This window comes from Gilliamella sp. LMG 34360 (assembly GCF_984568995.1).
On the sequence record NZ_OZ474900.1, the window covers coordinates 1,760,361 to 1,781,203 of the forward strand.

The following is a 20,843-nucleotide window of genomic DNA, read 5'->3' on the forward strand; positions in this document are numbered from 1 at the left end:
TCACACAAACTATATGCTATATTGTTCAATTAAAAACATCAAGTGGACTTACATAGCATGCTTTAAGGTATTATCGATTTCGACGCTACAGAAGCAGCTTCAAATACATATAAAGTGTTTATTATTAAAATACTGAGTGCATTAGATATGTGTTAGGAGCTACGTCTTTGTGTTAAATATTTATGTTACTAAGTCTGCTTACCAACATATGCAGTGATTATTTGTGAATTTAAGTATTTTCTAACATCAATATAGTAATATGGCAATCAGATTGATATAGAATAAAAGCATATATAGGTGTTTTATTTGACTATTTTTAAGAAAATGCGAGACATTAGCTTAGCAGAATTACAAAAAAGATCTGGACGAATGGTAAGATTATTACAATAATAATCTTACCATTAAGGAGAAAAACATCGAATAATAGGGATTAGCTATGGCATTCAATGAAGACACGCGCGTTAAAATTCCAACCATTCTGCATTTGGTTCGTTTAGGGTATCAGTATTTATCACTCAAAACACAGCAGTGGGACATTAAGACCAATATTTTTCCTGAGTTATTCCTTCAAGCGATTGCAAAAATTAACCCTAATCTAGAGCAAGATGATGTCAGGCGATTACTGGAAGAAGTAAAATTAACGTTAGATAATGAGGATTTAGGTAAAGCCTTTTATGAAAAATTAACAGCGAGTTCAGGCACAAAACTTATCGATTTCGAGTGTTTTAATAACAACAGCTTTCATGTGGTGACTGAGCTAACCTACAAAAATGGTGATGAAGAATTTAGACCCGATATAACGTTACTAATTAATGGTATGCCGTTAGTCTTTATTGAAGTTAAAAAACCAAATAATCCTGAAGGAATATTAGCTGAACGTGATCGAATTAATAAACGCTTTCAAAATAAAAAGTTTAAGCGCTTTATAAATATAACTCAGTTTATGATCTTTTCTAATAACATGGAATATGAAGATGGCGCAGTCCAACCACTACAAGGCGCTTTCTATGCTAGTGCCTCTTATGGCGAGCCTATTTTTAACTACTTTAGAGAAGAACAAACATTGATTTTATCTGAGCTTTCTAAGCCGTTGGATGAGCAAAAAGAGTTAGAAATTCTCAAAGATAATAACAAAGAGACGCTTCGAAGCAGTAATGAGTTTCAGATTAATAAATATGAGTTTAGGCCAACAAATCGTATTTGTACTTCATTATTAAGCAAAGACAGATTAGCTTTTATTTTACGCTATGCGCTTACTTATGTGGCAGAAACACAAGGGCTTGAAAAGCACATAATGCGTTACCCCCAAATTTTTGCAACGAAAGCGATTGAGGAAAAACTTAATGAGGGTATTAAAAAAGGCATTATTTGGCACACCCAAGGTAGCGGTAAAACAGCCTTGGCCTATTATAATGTGAGGTTCTTAACCGATCATTTTCAGCAAAAGCAGACTATTCCTAAGTTTTATTTTATTGTGGATCGGATCGATCTACTTACTCAAGCACAGCGAGAATTTACCTGTCGTGGCTTAACTGTTTATACCATTGATTCGCGTGAGGCATTTAGTCAAGATATTAAAGCCACTAAAGCGATTCATAATAATACCGGTAAGCCCGAAATTACCGTGGTCAACATTCAAAAATTTAAGGATGACCCCGATGTTGTTTCAACGAACGATTATGATGTCACTATTCAACGGGTATATTTTTTAGATGAGGTACACCGTAGCTATAACCCCAAAGGTAGCTTTTTAGCCAATCTTGAGCAATCAGACCGTAACGCGATTAAAATTGGTTTAACTGGTACGCCATTATTGGGAACAGACTATAACTCGCGCCAATTATTTGGTGATTACATTCATAAATACTTCTATAACGCCTCAATTGCCGATGGCTACACCCTAAGGCTAATACGTGAAGAAATCGCCACTCACTACAAAATGGCTTTACAAAAAGCCTTGGAGGAAGCAGAGATTCAACAAGGCGATGTAGATAAAAAATTTATTTATGCCCACCCTAGCTTTGTTGAACCTATGCTGGATTATATTGTTAATGATTTTGAAAAAAGCAGAGTCGCCCTTGCTGACCCCACCATTGGTGCAATGGTCATCTGTGACAGCGCGGAACAAGCCAAGCAACTCTTTAAGCTATTTAATGACCATCACCCTCAAAATAACCAGCTACTTAACCAAGCAGCGGCTAACGATAGCGAACTGACTTTATTAAAAGTAGCAGAACCAATTACAACCTACACTGTTAAGCGTAAGCAAGAGAACAAAGTTAAAACAGCTGCGTTAATTTTACACGATGTAGGCACAAAACAACAGCGTAAAGACTGGGTTGAAGACTTTAAAGCAGGCAAAATAGATGTGCTCTTTGTATTTAACATGCTATTAACCGGCTTTGATGCCAGACGATTAAAAAAGCTCTATTTAGGGCGTGTAATCCGTTCTCATAATCTATTGCAAGCTCTAACGCGGGTAAATCGGCCTTATAAAGATTTTCGTTATGGTTACGTGGTCGATTTTGCTGATATTCGCAAAGAGTTTGATGCTACCAATAAAGCTTATTTCGAAGAACTACAAGACGAGCTGGGTGACGAAATAGAGAGCTACTCACAGCTATTTAAATCGCAACAAGAAATTCAGCAAGAAATCGAACAGATTAAAGATGCACTATTTAAATACGATATCACCAATGCTGAAATTTTTTCACAGCAAATTAATGAAATCCACAATCGTGAAACTATTTTAGAGCTTAAAAAAGCCTTAGCTAATGCCAAGAGTCTATACAACCTTATTCGCCTAAAAGGTGAGTCTAATTTTTTAGAACAACTCGATTTTAATAAGCTTAATCTACTTTATCGTGAAGCGACTAATCGGCTTAATCTACTCAACTTAAAAGAAAACCTGGAAAAAGGCACAGAAAACACTAACCTATTAAATATTGCCTTAGAAGATATTATCTTTGAGTTTATTAAAGTGGGGGAGGAAGAACTACAACTGGCAGATGATTTTCAGCAAACACTCAGACGTACCCGTGAGGCGCTGAACACTAATTTTGACCAAGATGACCCTGAATTTATCACCTTAAAAGAAGAACTGGAACGGCTATTTAAGAAAAAGAACTTGAGTGCAACCACCCAAGAAGAAATGAAAGCCAATACCAAGGTACTCAATAAAATTTATGGGCGTGTTAAAATATTAAATAGAGAGAATAATTTGCTTCGCCAAAAATACTCAGGTGATGTAAAATACGCCCGCATTCATAAACGCTTAACAGAAAAAAACGAAATGAGCGCGAATGAACGTAAAATTTTCGAAGCATTAAATGGTGTAAAACACGATATCGACGAGCAAGTATTACAAAACTTACAACTTCTAAAAAATGAAGGGTATTTTAAACAAATTACTATGCCAACGGTCATTAACCATTTTATGACAAAACAACAGATTAAATTAAATCCTGCTATCTCTCATTGTATTAATGAGCTGGTGGTTAAAGAATACCTTAAAGAATTTACTAACGGAGCTCCTTAGTGGTAGTTGAACTTTCCTTTCAAGAACAAACTAGAACCTTAATTGACGATCTAAAAGCTATTTGTGCTAACTATGGCCTAGGTAACGATGGCAACGAATTTAAAATCATCACCCAAGCTTTTCTCTATAAGTTTTTAAACGACCAATTTGCTTCAGCAGTTAAAAAAACGCAACCTCACATAGCTAAAGCCGATAAGTGGGAAGAAGTATTGACCTCAATGGAGTGTGAACAATACGAAATGCTCCTGTTGAGTTTACCCGCGGGGGTTGCGCATTTAAAACCTGTGCACTTTATTGGCTATTTGTTTAATAGCCAAAATCAAAAAGATTTTGCTCAAACCTTTGATGATACGCTAATCGACATCGCCAGTAGCAATACCGACGTATTCTCCATAAAAACTGAAGGCGGAGCTAAGGTGGTTTTGTTTGATCGCGTAAGCAACTTTATTGCCGACGAGAGCAAAAAAGATGACTTTTGTCGTGCTATCATTAACAAGTTGGTAGGCTTTAGCTTTGAACATGTTTTCTCAAAAGGCTTTGATTTTTACGCTACTATTTTTGAATACCTTATCAAAGACTATAACAGCAACAGTGGTGGTAAATATGCCGAATATTACACCCCTCATGCTGTAGCCCGTATTATGGCGGCGGTACTAGTACCTGTTGAACAACGAGGTAAAGTGAATAACGTTAGCTGTTATGACCCTTCGGCGGGTTCTGGCACTTTATTAATGAACGTAGCCCATGCTATTGGTGAAGCCAGATGTAGCATCTATACCCAAGATATCTCACAAAAGTCGTCTAATTTATTACGTTTAAACTTGATTTTGAATAATCTTGTACATTCTATTCCTAATGTGATACAGGGTAATACTATATTGCACCCATATCATAAAGAAGGCAATCAACTAAAACATTTTGATTACATTGTGTCTAATCCACCCTTTAAGCTGGATTTCAGCGACTACCGCGATGACTTAGATACCAAAGCTAATAAAGACCGTTTTTTTGCAGGTATTCCAAAAATCAAAGCTAAAGATAAGGACAAGATGGAGATTTACCAATTGTTCTTACAGCATATTATCACTTCCTTAAAACCAACAGGTAAAGCAGCAGTAGTCGTGCCCACCGGCTTTATTACTGCTCAATCAGGCATTGATAAAAAAATTCGTGAATATTTGGTGAATAATAAAATACTGGCCGGCGTAGTCTCTATGCCTAGTAATATTTTTGCCACCACTGGCACCAATGTCTCGATTATCTTTATTGATGCTACCAATAAAGATAAGGTGGTTTTAATTGATGCCTCCAACCTTGGTAAAAAAGTGAAAGACGGCAAAAACCAAAAAACTGTACTCACCCCAGCAGAAGAACAACAAATTATCGAAGCTTTCAACCAAAAACAAGCACACGAAGATTTTTCTGTCGTGGTGAGTTATGAGGATATTATCAACAAAAACTATTCCCTAAGCGCAGGGCAATATTTTGATGTAAAAATTGAATACGTGGATATTACTCCCGAAGAGTTTTCTGCCAAAATGCAAAGCTATACTCAAAATTTAGAAAAGCTGTTTAAAGAGTCGCATACTTTAGAAGAGGAAATTAAAAAGCAGTTGGCGGGGTTGAAGTATGAGTAAAATAGCTATTGGAAAAAGAGTATCTTTTGAGTATGGCTTTGCTGTACGAGTTGATAAAAAGTTATCAGGCAATTATCCAGTTTTTGGCTCTAATGGAATAACTGGTTATATAGACTCCTATAAAGTTGAAGAGCCTAGTGTCATTATTGGGCGAAAAGGTAGCGTTGGAAAAATTGCTTTCTCTAGTAAGCCATTTACGCCAACAGATACTGCATACTATCTTTCTATTAAAGATAAAAGTAAAGATGATATGCAATTTTGGTTTTATTTTTTGCAGTTACTTGGGCTCGAAAAATTAAATTCACATAGTGCTGTTCCTGGCTTATCACGTGAATTAGCCTATCTTTTAGAAGTTAAAATCCCAGAAAAAAATGATCAAATAAAGATAGCTAATTTATTATCTAAATTCGATAAAAAAATCGAACTAAACAACCGCATCAATGCTGAATTAGAAGATATGGCAAAAACCTTGTATGATTATTGGTTTGTGCAGTTTGATTTTCCTAATGAGGAAGGAAAACCCTATAAAAGCTCAGGCGGTAAGATGGTTTATAACACAACCCTAAAACGTGAAATACCCGTAATGTTTAGTGAGGGGGTTTTGGACAATTTGGGTCAAATAGTAGGAGGAAGTACGCCTGATACTAAGGATTGTGATAATTTTTGTATTAAAGGAGTCCCATGGATTACTCCTAATGATCTTTCTAACAATCAAGGGAATAAATATATTTCAAAAGGTGAGAAAAATGTTTCTGATAAAGGAATAAAATCTGCATCTTTAAAGAAATATCCTTTAGGAACAGTTTTATTAACCTCAAGAGCTCCCATTGGTTATATGGCTATTGCTAGAAAAGAGTTTACGACAAATCAGGGGTTTAAATCTTTTATTCCAAATAAAGGATATCCAACTGATTTTGTATACTATACTATCAAAAATTCTCTTAGTATTATTATACAATTTGCGTCAGGCTCAACCTTTAAAGAGATATCCACAACAGTATTAAAAACAGTTCCAATAGTTTTACCTCCTTTACATATAGTAAAAGATTTTACTAATAAAATTGATTCATTAACAAAGCAACAAAATATTTTAGAGCAAGAATGTTCTGAGTTAAAAAAATTAAGAGACTGGCTCCTCCCCATGCTAATGAATGGTCAAGTCACCGTGAAATAACAGCACTCGCTTTAGTTTGTCTAAAGCGAGTATTTTTAAAGCTAATATGTGAGTGTTATAACGTAGCTTTGTCTTAATAATCCAACCTAGTCGTCCGAAACATCCCTAGCTGTTGTGCTTTCCAAATCATTGCAAACAAATACCTCGCAGGATTAAGGATATTTTGCGACAAACAGCATGCTTGTTTCTCATTGAAAAATAACTATTGAACCGATAAAGGTTGCGTTGACAACTTCGCCTCAATCTACTTTTTAGGATAATCCAACTCATCAAGGGCTGTAGATAACGTCGTCCGAATCCCATGCTTCGTTAAACGCCATCAAACCTAATCGTTTCGCCCCATAATTCAGTGTATTTTCACTTGGATAGGCTACACTAATTAGTACCAATTTTATAAGGTCATTGTTATGATAAACCAACAATAAAAAAAGGTAACAATAATGACAATCAATTTAACCCGAAGAGAAAAACGCAGCTTTACTAACGAGTTCAAAAAACAGATGGTAATGCTGTATCAAAATGGTAAAAAACGTGCTGATATCGTCGCTCAGTATGACCTCACCAAATCAGCATTAGATAATTGGATAACTCAGTATCAAACCACGGGGTCATTTACCGCTAAAGATAATCGCAGTGCGGAGGAGAACGAGCTTATCGCACTACGCAAAGAGAACAAACGCTTGTTAATGGAGAACGATATCCTAAAGCAAGCTGCGTTGATAATGGGGCGAAAATCGAGCTAATTTTACACAATAAGCACCGATACACTTTGCGAGGATTATGTCGTTGCTTAAAAGTAACAAGAAATCGTTTTTATTATCAACGGCAATTGCCCCAACAACCGCAGGATGTTGTGCTCAGTGAAAGAGTCGGTAGAGTCTTTAATGATAATTACCGCGCTTATGGTACAAGGCGCCTGCAGGCAGAACTGAGAAAGCAAGGCATGATTTTATCTCGACGACGAATTGGTCGAATTATGGCAAAAAATGGCTGGGTCTCAAAATACACTTGTAAAAAATATCGTATTCACGTTGGAAAAAGTAATGAATCGAGTGTGGGGAATGAACTTAATCGAGAGTTTGAGATAGGTCAACCACGAAAAATATTGGTGACTGATTTAACCTATGTGAGGGTTAAAGAGCGGTGGCACTACCTTTGTGTGATTGTTGATGTCAGTAATCGAGAGATAGTTGGACGAAGTGCTGGCAGGCATAAAACAGCAGGGTTAGTTATGCAAGCAATCAGTCAAATTCCAATGAATTTACAGTCTATTGAGTTTTTTCACTCAGATAGAGGAAAAGAGTTCGATAATCATCTGATTGATGAGTGTTTAACCGAGTTTAGCATTAAACGTTCATTAAGCCGTAAAGGCTGCCCGTATGATAATGCAGTTGCGGAAGCAACATTTAAAGCGGTGAAAACAGAGTTTGTATCGAATACTATTTTTGATTCACTGGAACAGCTTAGGTTGGAATTTAATCATTATGTCGATTGGTTTAACTGCAATCGACTTCATTCAACATTAAATTATCAGTCACCGATTGAATACAAAAGAAATCGATGACCTTATCTTTTTGGTACTAAAAAGTGTGGACATACCACACTGGTGGATAATTTCGGGTGAGAGCGATGGCAGAGCAAAAAAGGCTACCATGGATACATCTATGATAACAACTCTTTAACAACAATAATTGTCTACCTAGACAACGACACTAAATAAGGCGGAATTCCTCATGATGCCTGCATAGTTGCAACTGCTTGGCCTGCTCCTCAGGAATGTAACGAAGAGTATTTTCCAAATCAAACCGATCAGGATTTGTGTAACTCCCCGCTGAGCATCCTCGTTAACACCAATAGCAGAATTTCCAACCGTGTCTGAGGCGAATCTTGAGAACCTGACAACTTCACCAAAAAAGCTGGTTCCTCTTGGCGTAAAAACGAATTATGCTGTGTTGGTTTTTTTGGCAGAGCCAATAGTACCATCTCCATGGACGGATTACTCTCAATCAAATCCTTAGACGATGCATATTGAAACAGCTCAAACAATCAACTGCGACACTTCTCCGCAATCGATAATGCACCTCAAACCTCAATAGCCCTAAATATCCGAAGCACATCCGCTTTACCAGTACCGAACCTAGGCTCATCATATCCTTACACAAATACCGCTCAATCTGTACCGCCGTTCTTTTCCGTTTATCCTTTTTATCTAATCCTAGCTTACGAAACTTACACAACTCTCAACGCATATTAAAATCAGCAAACGATTCCATCGAAGACGAAACAACACAAGAGGCCGTCATATCATCCGAATTATCCCTAACGAATGCGAATACCACCGCGATAACAAAGGCATGAATTTCTTGTTGAACACGCCCCAAGTTAGACGCATTAGACATACCGGCAATAGTATGAGTAAAAGGAACACCAGCAGTTACAGAAACATGTGAAATCTAACGATTAGACTCACACTGCACTTTTGCCTATGCAAGGCCAACTTCTGAATAAACTTCCAACGATATACGCTGCCATTTACCTTGCAACGTAAAACGAAAATGACACGTTTTAGCGCCCGAAGGCGACACAAACAACGCCAAACCCTCATTATCATTCAGAGTATAAGCTTTCGATTTAGGTTTATCATGTTTAACTAAGGCATCAGATAAAGCCATAAACAATCTCCTCAAACAACAAAACAGAAAAAAGGAGATTCTAATTATAAGGAGATAGAATTAAAAAACAGTAAAAAATGCAATGTATCGTTGGATGTACCATTTACGAGTGAATTATAATACAACTCAGTACTCTTTAATGGAGTACAAAGCAAAGCTTACTGACTGATTTTAAAATAGAAAAAGTCGATAAATATTTGATTATAAAAGACTATGAATCCTGAATTGGAGCGGGAAACGAGGTTCGAACTCGCGACCTCAACCTTGGCAAGGTTGCGCTCTACCAACTGAGCTATTCCCGCAAAAGAAGTGTTTTAAATGGTGCCCGGGGCGAGACTTGAACTCGCACGGCCAAAAAGGCCGAGGGATTTTAAATCCCTTGTGTCTACCGATTTCACCACCCGGGCTCAAAACTAATTATCAAAAAGTAATTCGCTTTGGATGCTGTGCATTTTACCTATCTCAGTTTTTCAGTCAATAGAAATTTTAAATAAATCGATTGATTGCTTAATGTTTAACTTGATAATGGCTTAAAGATATTCTTTTGCTGACTTAAAGTAGATTTGTGTAATTTTATTGAGTCAAAGTTAAACAATAAAATTACACTTTTAAAATTTAGAAGAAGAGGTATTATTCTTCCTCTAAAAGATCCGTATGTGCTATCCATAAATATTGGATCATGGATAATATGGTTAAAATTGTAGCAAGTAATAAGGTGACTAAGCCTGCATAAATAACAATGTCACAAGGACGCCAAAGTAACCAAGTTAATGCTGTCATTTGGGCAATGGTTTTAATTTTGCCAATGGACGACACGGCAACATTACTACGTTTGCCAATTTCAGCCATCCATTCACGTAAAGCGGAGATTATAATTTCACGTGAGACAATTATTATTGCTGGAACAGAGATCCACCATGCTTGGTAATATTGAGTAATTAATACTAGTGCAATTGTTACCATAATTTTATCAGCAACTGGATCCAAAAAAGCACCAAACTTGGTAGTTTGTCCTAAACGACGAGCAAGATAGCCATCAAAAATATCCGTTATTGCTGCGATTAAAAAAATTAACGCTGAAAAAAAACCAGACCATTCGTGGGGTAGAAGATAAAATGCTAACACCAAAAAAGGAATTAGAATAACTCGAAATAGGGTTAAAAATGTTGGTAGGTTGATTTTCATGTGAAATAAGCTCTTTTTTTTATCTTATTAATCAAAGTATTAGTGATAATAAAAAAATAGTGTTCTTTTAACACTTATGTTGCCTGAAATGTGTTATTTTTTCAATGCGTTATTGTTGTAAATTTAGATAAATTTTTTCAGCTAACGGTTTAGAAATACCTTGTACTTGGGCTATTTCATCAATACTGGCATTTTTTAACTCTCTTAATCCACCAAAATGATTTAAAAGTGCTTTTCGTCTTTTTGCGCCCACGCCATCAATATGTTCTAATGCACTATCCGTAAGTTGTTTTGTCCCTTTTTTACGTTGTCCTACAATAGCATGATCATGAGACGCATTACGTATTTGTTGAATAAGCAATAGAGCAGGGGAGCGATCATCAAGATAATGACCTGTCCCATGTGCTTCAAAAAATAGTGTTTCTAGACCTTCTTTTCTTTCTGCACCTTTTGCCACACCGATTAAAATTGGATGATTTTTATTCCAATTTACATCTAATTGTTCAAATACTTGTAATGCTTGGTTAAGTTGCCCTTTACCACCATCAATGAAGATAATATCAGGAACTTTTTCATCAGGTAGATCTTTTTTATTGTAACGACGTGTCAATACTTGATCCATCGCAGCATAATCATCACCTGGAGTTATGCCCGTTATATTATAGCGACGAAATTCAGATTTGACTGGACCATTTTCATCAAATACCACACAAGACGCTATTGTATTTTTACCCATAAAGTGACTGATATCAAAGCATTCCATACGATTAATTTTATCAATCCCTAAAAATGCCTTAAGTGCATCATAGCGTTGTTTTATGGTTGAATTTTCTAATAACTTATTTTTGACTGCTGTTTGTGCATTAACAGTAGCAATATTAAGTAATTTTAGATTATCGCCTTTAGGTTCATCAACTAATTTAACTTGATGCTCTGCAATGATAGATAAAGTTTCTTCCATTGCTTGTTTATCTGATAATGAAAAATTTAATAAAATCTTTTGAGGAATATTTCTATTTTGATTACCTTGCAGATAAAATTGACCTAAAAAGGTTTCAATAACTTCTTCGAGCTCAGTATTTGATGGCACTTTAGGAAAGTAGGAGCGGTGACCAAAAGTTTGCCCATTGCGGATAAACAAAACATAAATACAAGCTAAGCCCGACTCATAATGGAATCCAATGACATCAAGATTATCATTATTATTATATATAGCTTGTTTTTCATTAATATGTTTTATGGCTTGTAACTGATCACGTAATGCTGCGGCTTTTTCAAAGTTAAGCTCGCTACTTGCTTTATGCATATCTTCAGTTATTTTTTGGATAATCTGTTCTGATCGTCCAGACAAAAATAATCTAACATAATTAACTTGTTCATTATAATCTTCATCGCTAACTAATCCTGGTACGCATGGACCTAAACAACGTTTAATTTGGTATTGCAAACATGGACGAGTACGATTGCGATAAGTACTATCCAAACATTGTCTAATCGGAAAGGTTTTTTGTAGTAGGGCTAAAATCTGTTTAACTGCATATCCACTCGGATAAGGACCAAAAAACTCATCTTTTTTTCGATTAATTGCGCCACGATAAAGTGATAATTGTGGATGACGTTCTTTACTAAGCTTTATAAATGGATAGCTTTTATCATCTTTTAATAATACATTATAACGAGGCTGATATTTTTTGATGTAAGTCTGTTCTAGTAGTAAAGCTTCAGTTTCGGTGTTGGTAATTGTAAATTCAACATGATGAATATGGCTGACTAGCCTGTCTGTTTTAAGTGTTTTTTTACTACTGTTAAAATAGCTTTTTAATCGGTTATTGAGATCTTTGGCTTTTCCCACATAAATAATGGTCTGTTTATCATTGAACATTTGATAAATACCAGGTTTATGTGGGACTGTTTTTAAAAATGATGCTGAATCGAATTGGCTCATATTAGTTTTCAAAAGTGAGGGCTTTTTTCTCTATTACCCTCATAATGGTGCTTAAAAGCCCATTTATCAAGAGGTAGACTAGCCCAGCAACCACAAAAATTGAAAAATCATAATAATCTCCATTTAATTGATTACTATATCCCATAATATCCATAACAGGAATCATTGAAGCTAAAGCCGTACCTTTTACTACAAAAACCACTTCATTAGAATAAGTCGAAAGTGCTCGTTTTAGTGCATATGGCATGACAATTTTTAATGTTTGTCTTTTATTCATACCTAAAGCCTCACACGCTTGCCATTGACCTTGTGGTACGGATTTTAAAGCGCCATAAAATATTTGCGTAGTATAGGCTGCACTATTAAGTGTTAATGCAAGATAAGCACAGAACCAAGGAGAAGAGATAATCTCATAAAATGTCGGTACTTTGTTTAAAACATCGCCAAATTGTGATGGTCCATAGTAGATTAAAAATAGCTGAACTAATAGCGGTGAACCGGTAAATATAATAATATAAGTGCGTATAATTTTAGTTATCACACTAGAATTTAGCGATAATAAGCAAGATAAAACAACAGCCAATAGACCTGCTGAAATAATGCCTAAAATACCTAAACTTAAGGTATCAGGAAGTCCTTGTAAAATGACTTTAAGATAGTAAATAAAATTATCAAACATAACGTGACCTTACAAACTATTGGCTGATTTTGGTTGTTCAAAATAGGTTGAACGCTTTTCGATTCGTGTAATAACCTTTTGACTTAAAATAGAGATAATTAAATAAATAATCATCGCAATGAAATACCATAGAAAAGGTTGATTAGTTCGAGCAATTATGGTTTTTGTTTGCATCATCAAATCATCAATAGCGATTGCCGAAACTAACGCGGTATCTTTTAATAGTATTAGCCATTGATTACTCAATCCAGGTAAGGCATGACGCCACATTTGTGGCATGATAATTCGAAAGAACGTTCGCGATTTGCTTAATCCCAGTACTTGTGCAGCTTGCTTTTGACCGTTTGAAATTGCTTTAAAAGCACCACGTAATGTTTGAGATGCATAAACCGCATAAAGTAATGAAAGGGCAGTTACACCACATAAAAATGGATCGGGTTTTGTGTTTGCTATGTCGATTTGCAATGTAAATGAAGTAAATCCAAGCGAAATTGCTATTCCATCATCTAATGACATTAATAACAAAGGTAGTCCAGTATAAATTGCTACCACAATTAATAATTCGGGTAGGGCGCGGATAGTTAAATTAAATAAGGACATTAACCATGCAACGGGTTTGAAAGGCGCAGATTCTAACAGTGTAAAAATAAAAGCAAATATCATGCCTACAATTAATGATACAAAAGCTAATGATAATGTGATTGACGTTGCTTGCGCTAATGGCAAGATATATCCGTCCATCGAAGATAGAATCCAGTTTGTTCCGTTGGATAGAAAGTCTGACATAAAAAAACCGTATTTAAATTAAAAAAATAAACTCGCCGCAATGTATGCGGCGAGATCATAAATCAAGTTAAGAATTAAATTTTAACGACTAGTTATTAAACCATTTTTTATAAATAGCGTCTAATTCTCCATTTGCTTTTAGCTTATCGATTGCTTGGTTAAATTTTTCACGAAGCTCATCATTACCTTTACGTAAAGCAATACCTAAACCTTCACCAAAAAATTCATGATCAGTGATTTTATCACCTAATGGTACGATTTCGGCATCTTTACCTAACCAGTCACCGGCTACGAATGAGCTTGAAACAATAGCATCAATACGTTTAGCTTTTAAATCAAGAAATGCAAATTGATAACTATCGTAACTAACCGGTTTCACATCCGGAAATTTTTCATTCAAATATTTTAAATAAGTCGTACCTTTTTGAATACCGACGCGTTTACCTTTAAGTTGATCTAAACTTGTTAGGGAGTCTTTTAATGTGATGAATTGAATTGAACTATCATCATAATAAATTTTTGTAAAATCAACTTGTTTTTGTCTTTCAGCTGTTACATCTATACCTGCAATTGCAGCATCGATTCTACGAGTTTTTAAACTGGGAATTAAACCATCAAATGATTGATTAACAATTTTGCAAGAAACTTTCATTTCTTCACAAATTTTGTTAATCATATCAATATCAAAACCGACAATTTCATTTTTATCATTAGTAAATTCAAAAGGCGCGTAAGTTGCTTCGGTACCGATGATAAGGTTTTCTGCTGCTTGTGCAACAAATGCTGTCCCCGCTAATAAAACAGCTAATAATGTTTTCTTCATATTTTCACCCAATTATATTATTTAATGTGATAAATAAGCTTTAAATTCTTTAGTTTTAGGATGAGCAAAGCATTCTAATTGCCCTTGCTCAATAATTTTACCGTGTTCCATATAAATCACTTGCGAAGCAACTTTACGAGCAAAATCAACTTCATGTGTGACAATAATTTGTGTAATCCCTGTTTGTGATAATTCATTAATGATTTCTGCTATTTGCGATGTTATAGCTGGATCTAAAGCCGCTGTTGGCTCATCAAATAATAAAATTTGAGGTTCCATCATTAATGCTCTTGCTATAGCCACACGTTGTTGTTGTCCACCTGAAAGGTGAAGAGGGTAACGGTGTGCCATATCATCTATCCGTAAACGTTTTAAAATTGACATTGCTTTGTCACTGGCTTCTTTTTTAGACATTTTTAATACTTGACAAGGAGCTTCAATTAGATTTTCAAGTACAGTTAAATGTGGCCATAAATTATAATTTTGAAAAACCATACCAACATTTTTTCGAAGCAGTCGAATTGTTGATTCACTGATTTTTTTTGAAAAATCAAAATGTGAGTCAGCAATAGTCATTTCGCCAGACGTTGGAATTTCAAGTAAATTAAATACTTTTAATAAAGAGCTCTTTCCTGCACCACTTTGACCAAGTAAAACAATCGTTTCACCAAGTGGATAGCATAATGAAACATCATTTAATGCCTGATGAGAACCATAAAAGCAATTAATATGGTTTAGTTCAATATTCATTCTTCGTTTTCTTAAATTTAAATTGACTAAATATTACTTTTTTTTGCATAAAAATGCAATCTAATTTATTAGACAATAGCTTTCTGCCTATTTTTTTACTGAAACGTACCCATAAACTGAAACTTTTTTACAAAAAATCACTCATTATTAGATATGATTGGAATGACAGGACCAAGATATTTTGGTTCTTTAGTAAGGATATAAAGGTCAATAAAGGCACTAACACGCGCGAACATTTCACGGATACGCACTAATTTCATACTTTTAGGCGATGGCACAGCAAAGCATTGTGCTTGGATTCCTTGTGCAATAGCTATAAAAATCGCACGTTCGCAATGAAACTCTTGAGTGATAATTGTGAAATCATTCGCATCAAAAACTTTATTAGCGCGAACAATTGAATCTAACGTTCTGAAACCTGCGTAGTCAAGAACTATCGCTTTTCTAGGAATGCCAGCCTTGATTAAATCTTTTTGCATAGTGATTGGTTCATTATAGCTTAATAGAGCATTATCTCCGCTCAGTAAAAGATAATCGACTTTACCTCGCCAATAAAGATCGATTGCTCCATCAATACGGTTTCGATAAAAACCATTTAATCCGCCACCTCGAACATATTTGGATGTGCCAAGTACTACACCAACTGCACGATATGGAAGATTGTTCTCATCGTGATAGATATAAGGTGCTGTTTTATAGCTGATCCAATAGTCAAGAATAAGAATCGCCGATATTGTAATCAAGCACAAACCAATGAAACAAGCTATAAGCTTTTTTAAATTCATGCTAAAACCAATCAAAAATAAATACCATTATTGGAAATAAAAAAGGTGCTGTCAATGATGTCATAATACCACATAAAACAAGCGACAAGGAACTGTAAGCTCCTTCGTTATAATCAACCTCAATGCAACGGGCAGTTCCAACCGCATGTGAAACAGCTCCAATAGAAAGTCCTCTAGCCGAAGCCGATTTTATTTTAACAAGATTTAATATTTGATGCCCAAAAATTCCGCCTAATGTACCGACTAATATTACACATAATGCAGCTATAGAAGGCACACCACCTTGATCGGCAGCAATGGTTACCGCAATAGCGGTAGTAACTGATTTAGGTAAAACAGATGCTGCAATGGCATTATTGCCACCCAACCAAAAAGCTATGCAAACGCCAGTTATCATTGATGCAATCGAAGCAGTAAAGGTAATAAATATGATTGATTTCCAACGAGCTTTAATTTGAGGAATAAGTTCGTATAAAGGATAGGCAAGGGCTACAACCGAATAAGGCAATAAATCATTAATAATTTGTACATTTGCTACATATTGTGCATAACTGGTTTTAGTTATTAATAAAATTGGAATTAAAACAATAACCGATATGACTAATGGATTAAATAAAGGACTATTTAATTTAAATGAAATTTTACGAATAATGAGAAACACACAAAGTGTGAGTGGTAGCATCCATATCATGGCTGCTTCTCCTGATTTTTTGATAAAATTGTTCTTTTTTGGGGCATTGTTTTTTGGAAATTTTCGGTTAGAAAAGCTGTAAAAATTAACACAATGAGCGATCCACCTACACTACTAAAGATAATAGGGATCCAATTTTCTAATAAAAGTGAATAGTTATCCATTATGCCCATAGCAGCAGGAATAAAAAGAACCGTCATATAACGCATAAATAGATTACAGCTATTTTTGATCCAACAAGTTGGGATAAACTGGAAAGCAAGTAAGAAAAATAGAAGTAACAAACCAATAATACTGCCAGGAATCATTATCGGTATTATTTTTGAGATTATATTTCCCACCCATAAACAGAGAGTTAAAATAATCAATCCTCGACCATAGCTGAACAGCGTATAGTATAAAGAATAGAGTCGATGTTTTATCGTTGCATGTTTGGCTAAAAAATGTTTCATAATATTATATTGTTAAATATATTAAACTTTATGATGATTATTTATATCTGCGGCTTCAATGATATAAATAGAATTGATCTTATCATACGCCCGTCAAATTCAATTATCCAACTAAATAATGACAATAGTTATAAAGTTGTTTAATTATTGTTAATTTTTCAGGTTGTTGAATATACGTTTCAGCTAATAGTTCTAGATTCAATAAATAATCTTGTATTTTGGATGTATTAAGTTTGTCTCGACAATAGTTGTACCAAATGGTTTGTTCTCGTTCAGTTAATGCTTGAGGATAGTTTCGGGCTTTATATCTAAAAAAAAGAGTAGTTAAACGAGGATCATCAAATGTTAAAGATAGGCTATCTAACAGTTGAGTGGGTGTTGTTCGAATCGTTTCACACCGCAATTTATCTTGATTATTCAAAAAACCTTGGTAAATTTGAGCATCAACATCTGAATTAATTGGATAATTATTATCAATATTAAACAATTCTTGCATCTTATTTTGCAGCAAATTTTGATTTTCTTGTAGTTTTTGTAGTTTAATTAAACATTGTTCTACATCAAGCCCAAATCGTTTTGCATTTTCAGGTAACAAGGTTTTTAATGGAGCAACTATAGGGCATTTATTGGTATGAATTAATTTTAAAGGAATTCGCGATTCTCCTAACTCTAGATCTTCTGTTTTTGTATACAGTTTCTCTTTGATTTGTTCAACCGACAAATCAATAAGGAGGTCAATATCACCCGCTAAATCACATATAACAGCTGCATTATTTTGTATTGGATGCCAAATTATTGGAGCAACCACTGATAGATTACCTCGATGACTACCTAACATGCCCGATACATGAACGATAGGTGTCATATTGACAACATCTATAAGTTCAGCAACTTTGTTTTTATTACGTAATAAGAAAAAATAATTAAATAATTTGGGTTGTTTTTCTTTTATTAGTTTAGCCATAGCAATAGTTGCATAAACATCGGACATAGCATCGTGAGCATGTTCATGCTTAATATTATTTGCTTGAGTTAGATGCTCCAAACGAAAGCTAGGAAGACCGTTATCATTGATGGGCCAATTGATACCATCAGGTCTTAATGCATAACAAGCTCTAACAACATCAAGAAGATCCCACCTAGAATTACCGTACTGCCAACTATAGGAATAGGGATCATAAAAATTACGATATAAAATATTACGAGTGACCTCATCATCAAATCGGATATTGTTATATCCTAAAATACATGTATTAGGTTCACTAAAAGCTTGATAGATTTGTTTAGTAAATTCAGCTTCACAAATGCCGTTTTGATTGGCTTTCTGAGGAGTAATTCCAGTAATAAGTACAGCCTCAGGATTTGGCAAATAATCTTGAGCAATTTGACAATAAATAACTAAAGGATCTTCAATGATGTTAAAATCACCGTCAGTTCGAACTCCTGCAAACTGTGCTGGGCGATCTAAAGCAGGGTTTATACCAAAAGTTTCATAATCATGAAAGTAAAAAGTTGGCTGATTTAAGTCGTTTTTCATTATTCTTTTGGGCTCTTAATTATTATTTTATTTCTTGATTTTTAACTGTTTTATTGTTCATTTATTTATTTGCAATTGTGAACATACAAAATATATAGTTATGCTTTTAATTGTGTACAAAATGTAGAAAATTAAAATGATGTCTAATGATTCAAAGCAAATAGCACTATCAAATAAATCTTATCCTAGTTTTCCAGAAATTACTACTTGATGGTTCAAGTGTAAGGATATCATAAAAAGGGAGTATTGCCTTTTAATTTCGGTATAGAGCAATACTTGAGATTTAATTTTAATCCATGAATGATATTTATCATTAATTGTAATAGCTAACGATGCAATATATTTAAAAATCCTACAAATATCTGCGTTTAATAAAGTTCTCAAAAATGGTAACATCTAATTTTTAAACTTACTTTTTATATTGCGATAGACCTAGTTATGGTTGGGCTATTTCCATTTTTGTGATAGCAAAAAGCAATTATGGTCTTTATGTCGGATTTAAAGTCCAATACGTTATGATATCAAAAGGTAAATTTTATGATATTAGATATAATTAATAAACAGGATATATCATATTGTTATAGCAAATTTTATAATGTTAACATGAGATTTATTTTAACTTTTAAATGCACTACTAATTAACTAAATCTTTAAATCATGGTTTTTCTAGTTCATATACATTAAATGTTATAACTTTTTTTTAAATTAGTAACTTGGCATTAATCAAATAAAGTTTTTTGTGACGTTGTAACTTTAAATTAAAAGTACAATACTATTATAAATAATATTATCTATAATAGTAGTTAATTATAAATCATTAATTTTTATTTAAAAATTAAGATATTTGTTGTCCTCTACCTCTTTTAAAAATGAAGTTAAATGATCTTTCCATAAATTGGCGGTCATTGTGGTACTATGCCCACTGGTTTTGATACTAGCTGGTATTAATACATATTTAACATGAGGAATGTTTTTTATCGCTTTTTCCATTAAACCTGTAGTAGGAGGGTTTCTTTCATCATCTTCTGAATTTATTGCTAATATATGAGCTTTTATTTTAATCAAGTCTTTAGTTGGATCGAAGTTTCTTGCTGCATCCCATTGAAATAAAAAATCATTAGTATCCATTGTAATGCGCTCTTTTAATGTACTAGCTAATAATTCTTCTGTTTTTGCAGTATTATAGGCTTTGTTTTGCCAAGCAATATCGCCTCCATTGGTTGCTATATTATAATAATTATAAACGGTTTGGAATTTTTCTGGTTGTTTGTCATAGAATCCATTTTTCCAATCAGGATCGTCTTTAATAGCATTAATAACCATTTTTCTCATTATCCAATTTCGGCTTGACATAGGGGCAGGAGTTGCAGCCATTGGTACTGCAGCAGTCATAAAATCTGGATACATTGTAACCCAATTCCAAGTATTCATCCCTCCCATGGAATTACCTATAATTAACTCTAAATGATCGATGCCTAATCCATTTTTCACTAATTGGTATTGAGCATTAACCATATCGGTATAATCATAATGTGGAAAGTCACCTTTCATACCATCTGACGGTTTCGAAGATTGACCTGTACCAATAGCATCAGGAAGGATAATAAAGTATTTTTCTGCATCTAGTGGCATTCCTTTGTCAAATAAAGCATGACCAAAACTATCATTTAACATTGATGCTCCATTACCAGTAGTACCGTGTAATACTAATACGGGCTTATTTTTCGGATTGCCAAGAGTAATATAGTGTATTGATAGATTTGACATTGTACTCCCATCATTAAATTTGAAGTTATTAACAATGAAATTGGCTTCATTTTTATTATTAAAATCGAGACAATACCCTAAAGAAGGAATTATTAATAAGATAACAATGCATAGTTTTTTCTTAAAGTTGACCATAATTTTTTTACCTATATTCACTATTTATCCCTTTAATTTAACTTTACTAGGTTAAAATCGAAAATAAATACTTTGTTTATTGTGATTTATATCTCAATATTTCATTAAAATTAACATTAAGAATTAATTATCAAATTTTCTAAAAAAAATCATTATTCAAAAGATCATTCTAATAATGAAACAGATAAAAATATGTAAGTGATTATCAGGATGTGAATAAACAAATAGAAATATCTAATTTAAAAACGAATATTTAATTTAAGTAAAAATAAAAAAGGGAATGAATT

Annotated in this window: 15 protein-coding genes, 2 tRNA genes and 1 pseudogene; 4 read left to right on the forward strand and 14 right to left on the reverse strand. The window is 34.0% G+C overall.

Features of this window, described 5'->3' with window-relative positions; genetic code table 11:
* Positions 1-436 precede the first annotated feature (436 nt).
* From AC5LW9_RS07945 to AC5LW9_RS07960, 4 genes are all read left to right on the forward strand, one after another.
* Positions 437-3,538 (forward strand): type I restriction endonuclease subunit R, encoded by a 3,102-nt coding sequence (locus AC5LW9_RS07945; protein ID WP_493455613.1) that lies wholly within the window; start codon positions 437-439, stop codon positions 3,536-3,538.
* On the forward strand, positions 3,538-5,175 hold the full coding sequence (locus tag AC5LW9_RS07950) for an HsdM family class I SAM-dependent methyltransferase (protein WP_493455614.1): 1,638 nt from the start codon (positions 3,538-3,540) through the stop codon (positions 5,173-5,175). Before AC5LW9_RS07945 ends, AC5LW9_RS07950 begins: the two co-directional genes overlap by 1 nt.
* On the forward strand, positions 5,168-6,349 hold the full coding sequence (locus AC5LW9_RS07955; protein ID WP_493455615.1) for a restriction endonuclease subunit S: 1,182 nt from the start codon (positions 5,168-5,170) through the stop codon (positions 6,347-6,349). The genes AC5LW9_RS07950 and AC5LW9_RS07955 overlap by 8 nt, the downstream gene beginning before the upstream one ends.
* A gap of 440 nt (positions 6,350-6,789) precedes the next feature.
* Positions 6,790-7,913 (forward strand): IS3 family transposase gene (locus AC5LW9_RS07960; protein ID WP_493455616.1). Its coding sequence is split into 2 segments (ribosomal slippage): positions 6,790-7,084 and positions 7,084-7,913, totalling 1,125 coding nucleotides; the frame shifts between segments, so codons are not numbered across the junction.
* 919 nt (positions 7,914-8,832) lie between these two features.
* On the opposite strand, the gene AC5LW9_RS07965 is transcribed toward AC5LW9_RS07960, so the two are convergent.
* From AC5LW9_RS07965 to AC5LW9_RS08030, 14 genes and pseudogenes are all read right to left on the reverse strand, one after another.
* Positions 8,833-9,021, reverse strand: a complete 189-nt coding sequence (locus AC5LW9_RS07965) for an Arm DNA-binding domain-containing protein (RefSeq protein ID WP_334324934.1) — start codon at positions 9,019-9,021, stop codon at positions 8,833-8,835.
* A 226-nt stretch (positions 9,022-9,247) separates the two neighbouring features.
* Positions 9,248-9,323 (reverse strand) — tRNA-Gly (locus AC5LW9_RS07970).
* Between the two features lie 17 nt (positions 9,324-9,340).
* Positions 9,341-9,428, reverse strand: a tRNA-Leu gene (locus tag AC5LW9_RS07975).
* Between the two features lie 223 nt (positions 9,429-9,651).
* Entirely contained in the window at positions 9,652-10,206 is a 555-nt protein-coding gene (pgsA, locus tag AC5LW9_RS07980) for a CDP-diacylglycerol--glycerol-3-phosphate 3-phosphatidyltransferase (protein ID WP_493455617.1), read from the reverse strand.
* A gap of 109 nt (positions 10,207-10,315) precedes the next feature.
* Positions 10,316-12,151, reverse strand: a complete 1,836-nt coding sequence (gene uvrC, locus AC5LW9_RS07985; protein ID WP_198227966.1) for an excinuclease ABC subunit UvrC — start codon at positions 12,149-12,151, stop codon at positions 10,316-10,318.
* A 1-nt stretch (position 12,152) separates the two neighbouring features.
* Entirely contained in the window at positions 12,153-12,830 is a 678-nt protein-coding gene (gene artM, locus AC5LW9_RS07990; protein WP_493455618.1) for an arginine ABC transporter permease ArtM, read from the reverse strand.
* A 9-nt stretch (positions 12,831-12,839) separates the two neighbouring features.
* The gene (gene artQ, locus AC5LW9_RS07995; RefSeq protein WP_493456604.1) at positions 12,840-13,571 is read right to left on the reverse strand and encodes an arginine ABC transporter permease ArtQ; all 732 of its coding nucleotides are present in this window, start codon (positions 13,569-13,571) and stop codon (positions 12,840-12,842) included.
* A gap of 133 nt (positions 13,572-13,704) precedes the next feature.
* The gene (locus AC5LW9_RS08000) at positions 13,705-14,439 is read right to left on the reverse strand and encodes a transporter substrate-binding domain-containing protein (RefSeq protein WP_025315559.1); all 735 of its coding nucleotides are present in this window, start codon (positions 14,437-14,439) and stop codon (positions 13,705-13,707) included.
* 21 nt (positions 14,440-14,460) lie between these two features.
* Positions 14,461-15,189 carry an arginine ABC transporter ATP-binding protein ArtP gene (gene artP / locus AC5LW9_RS08005; protein WP_065737096.1) on the reverse strand — a complete coding sequence of 243 codons (729 nt, stop codon included), beginning with the start codon at positions 15,187-15,189 and terminating at the stop codon, positions 14,461-14,463.
* A gap of 155 nt (positions 15,190-15,344) precedes the next feature.
* Positions 15,345-15,974 (reverse strand): annotated as a pseudogene (locus tag AC5LW9_RS08010) (ElyC/SanA/YdcF family protein); the annotation flags it as partial.
* A gap of 1 nt (position 15,975) precedes the next feature.
* Complete coding sequence (locus tag AC5LW9_RS08015) at positions 15,976-16,665, reverse strand: CidB/LrgB family autolysis modulator (RefSeq protein ID WP_039126739.1); 690 nt, start codon at positions 16,663-16,665, stop codon at positions 15,976-15,978.
* Positions 16,662-17,117 carry a CidA/LrgA family protein gene (locus AC5LW9_RS08020; protein WP_493455619.1) on the reverse strand — a complete coding sequence of 152 codons (456 nt, stop codon included), beginning with the start codon at positions 17,115-17,117 and terminating at the stop codon, positions 16,662-16,664. Before AC5LW9_RS08020 ends, AC5LW9_RS08015 begins: the two co-directional genes overlap by 4 nt.
* 103 nt (positions 17,118-17,220) lie before the next feature.
* Entirely contained in the window at positions 17,221-18,654 is a 1,434-nt protein-coding gene (gene sbcB, locus AC5LW9_RS08025; protein WP_493455620.1) for an exodeoxyribonuclease I, read from the reverse strand.
* Positions 18,655-19,482: 828 nt separating this feature from the next.
* On the reverse strand, positions 19,483-20,556 hold the full coding sequence (locus tag AC5LW9_RS08030) for an alpha/beta fold hydrolase (protein ID WP_493456605.1): 1,074 nt from the start codon (positions 20,554-20,556) through the stop codon (positions 19,483-19,485).
* Positions 20,557-20,843 lie beyond the last annotated feature (287 nt).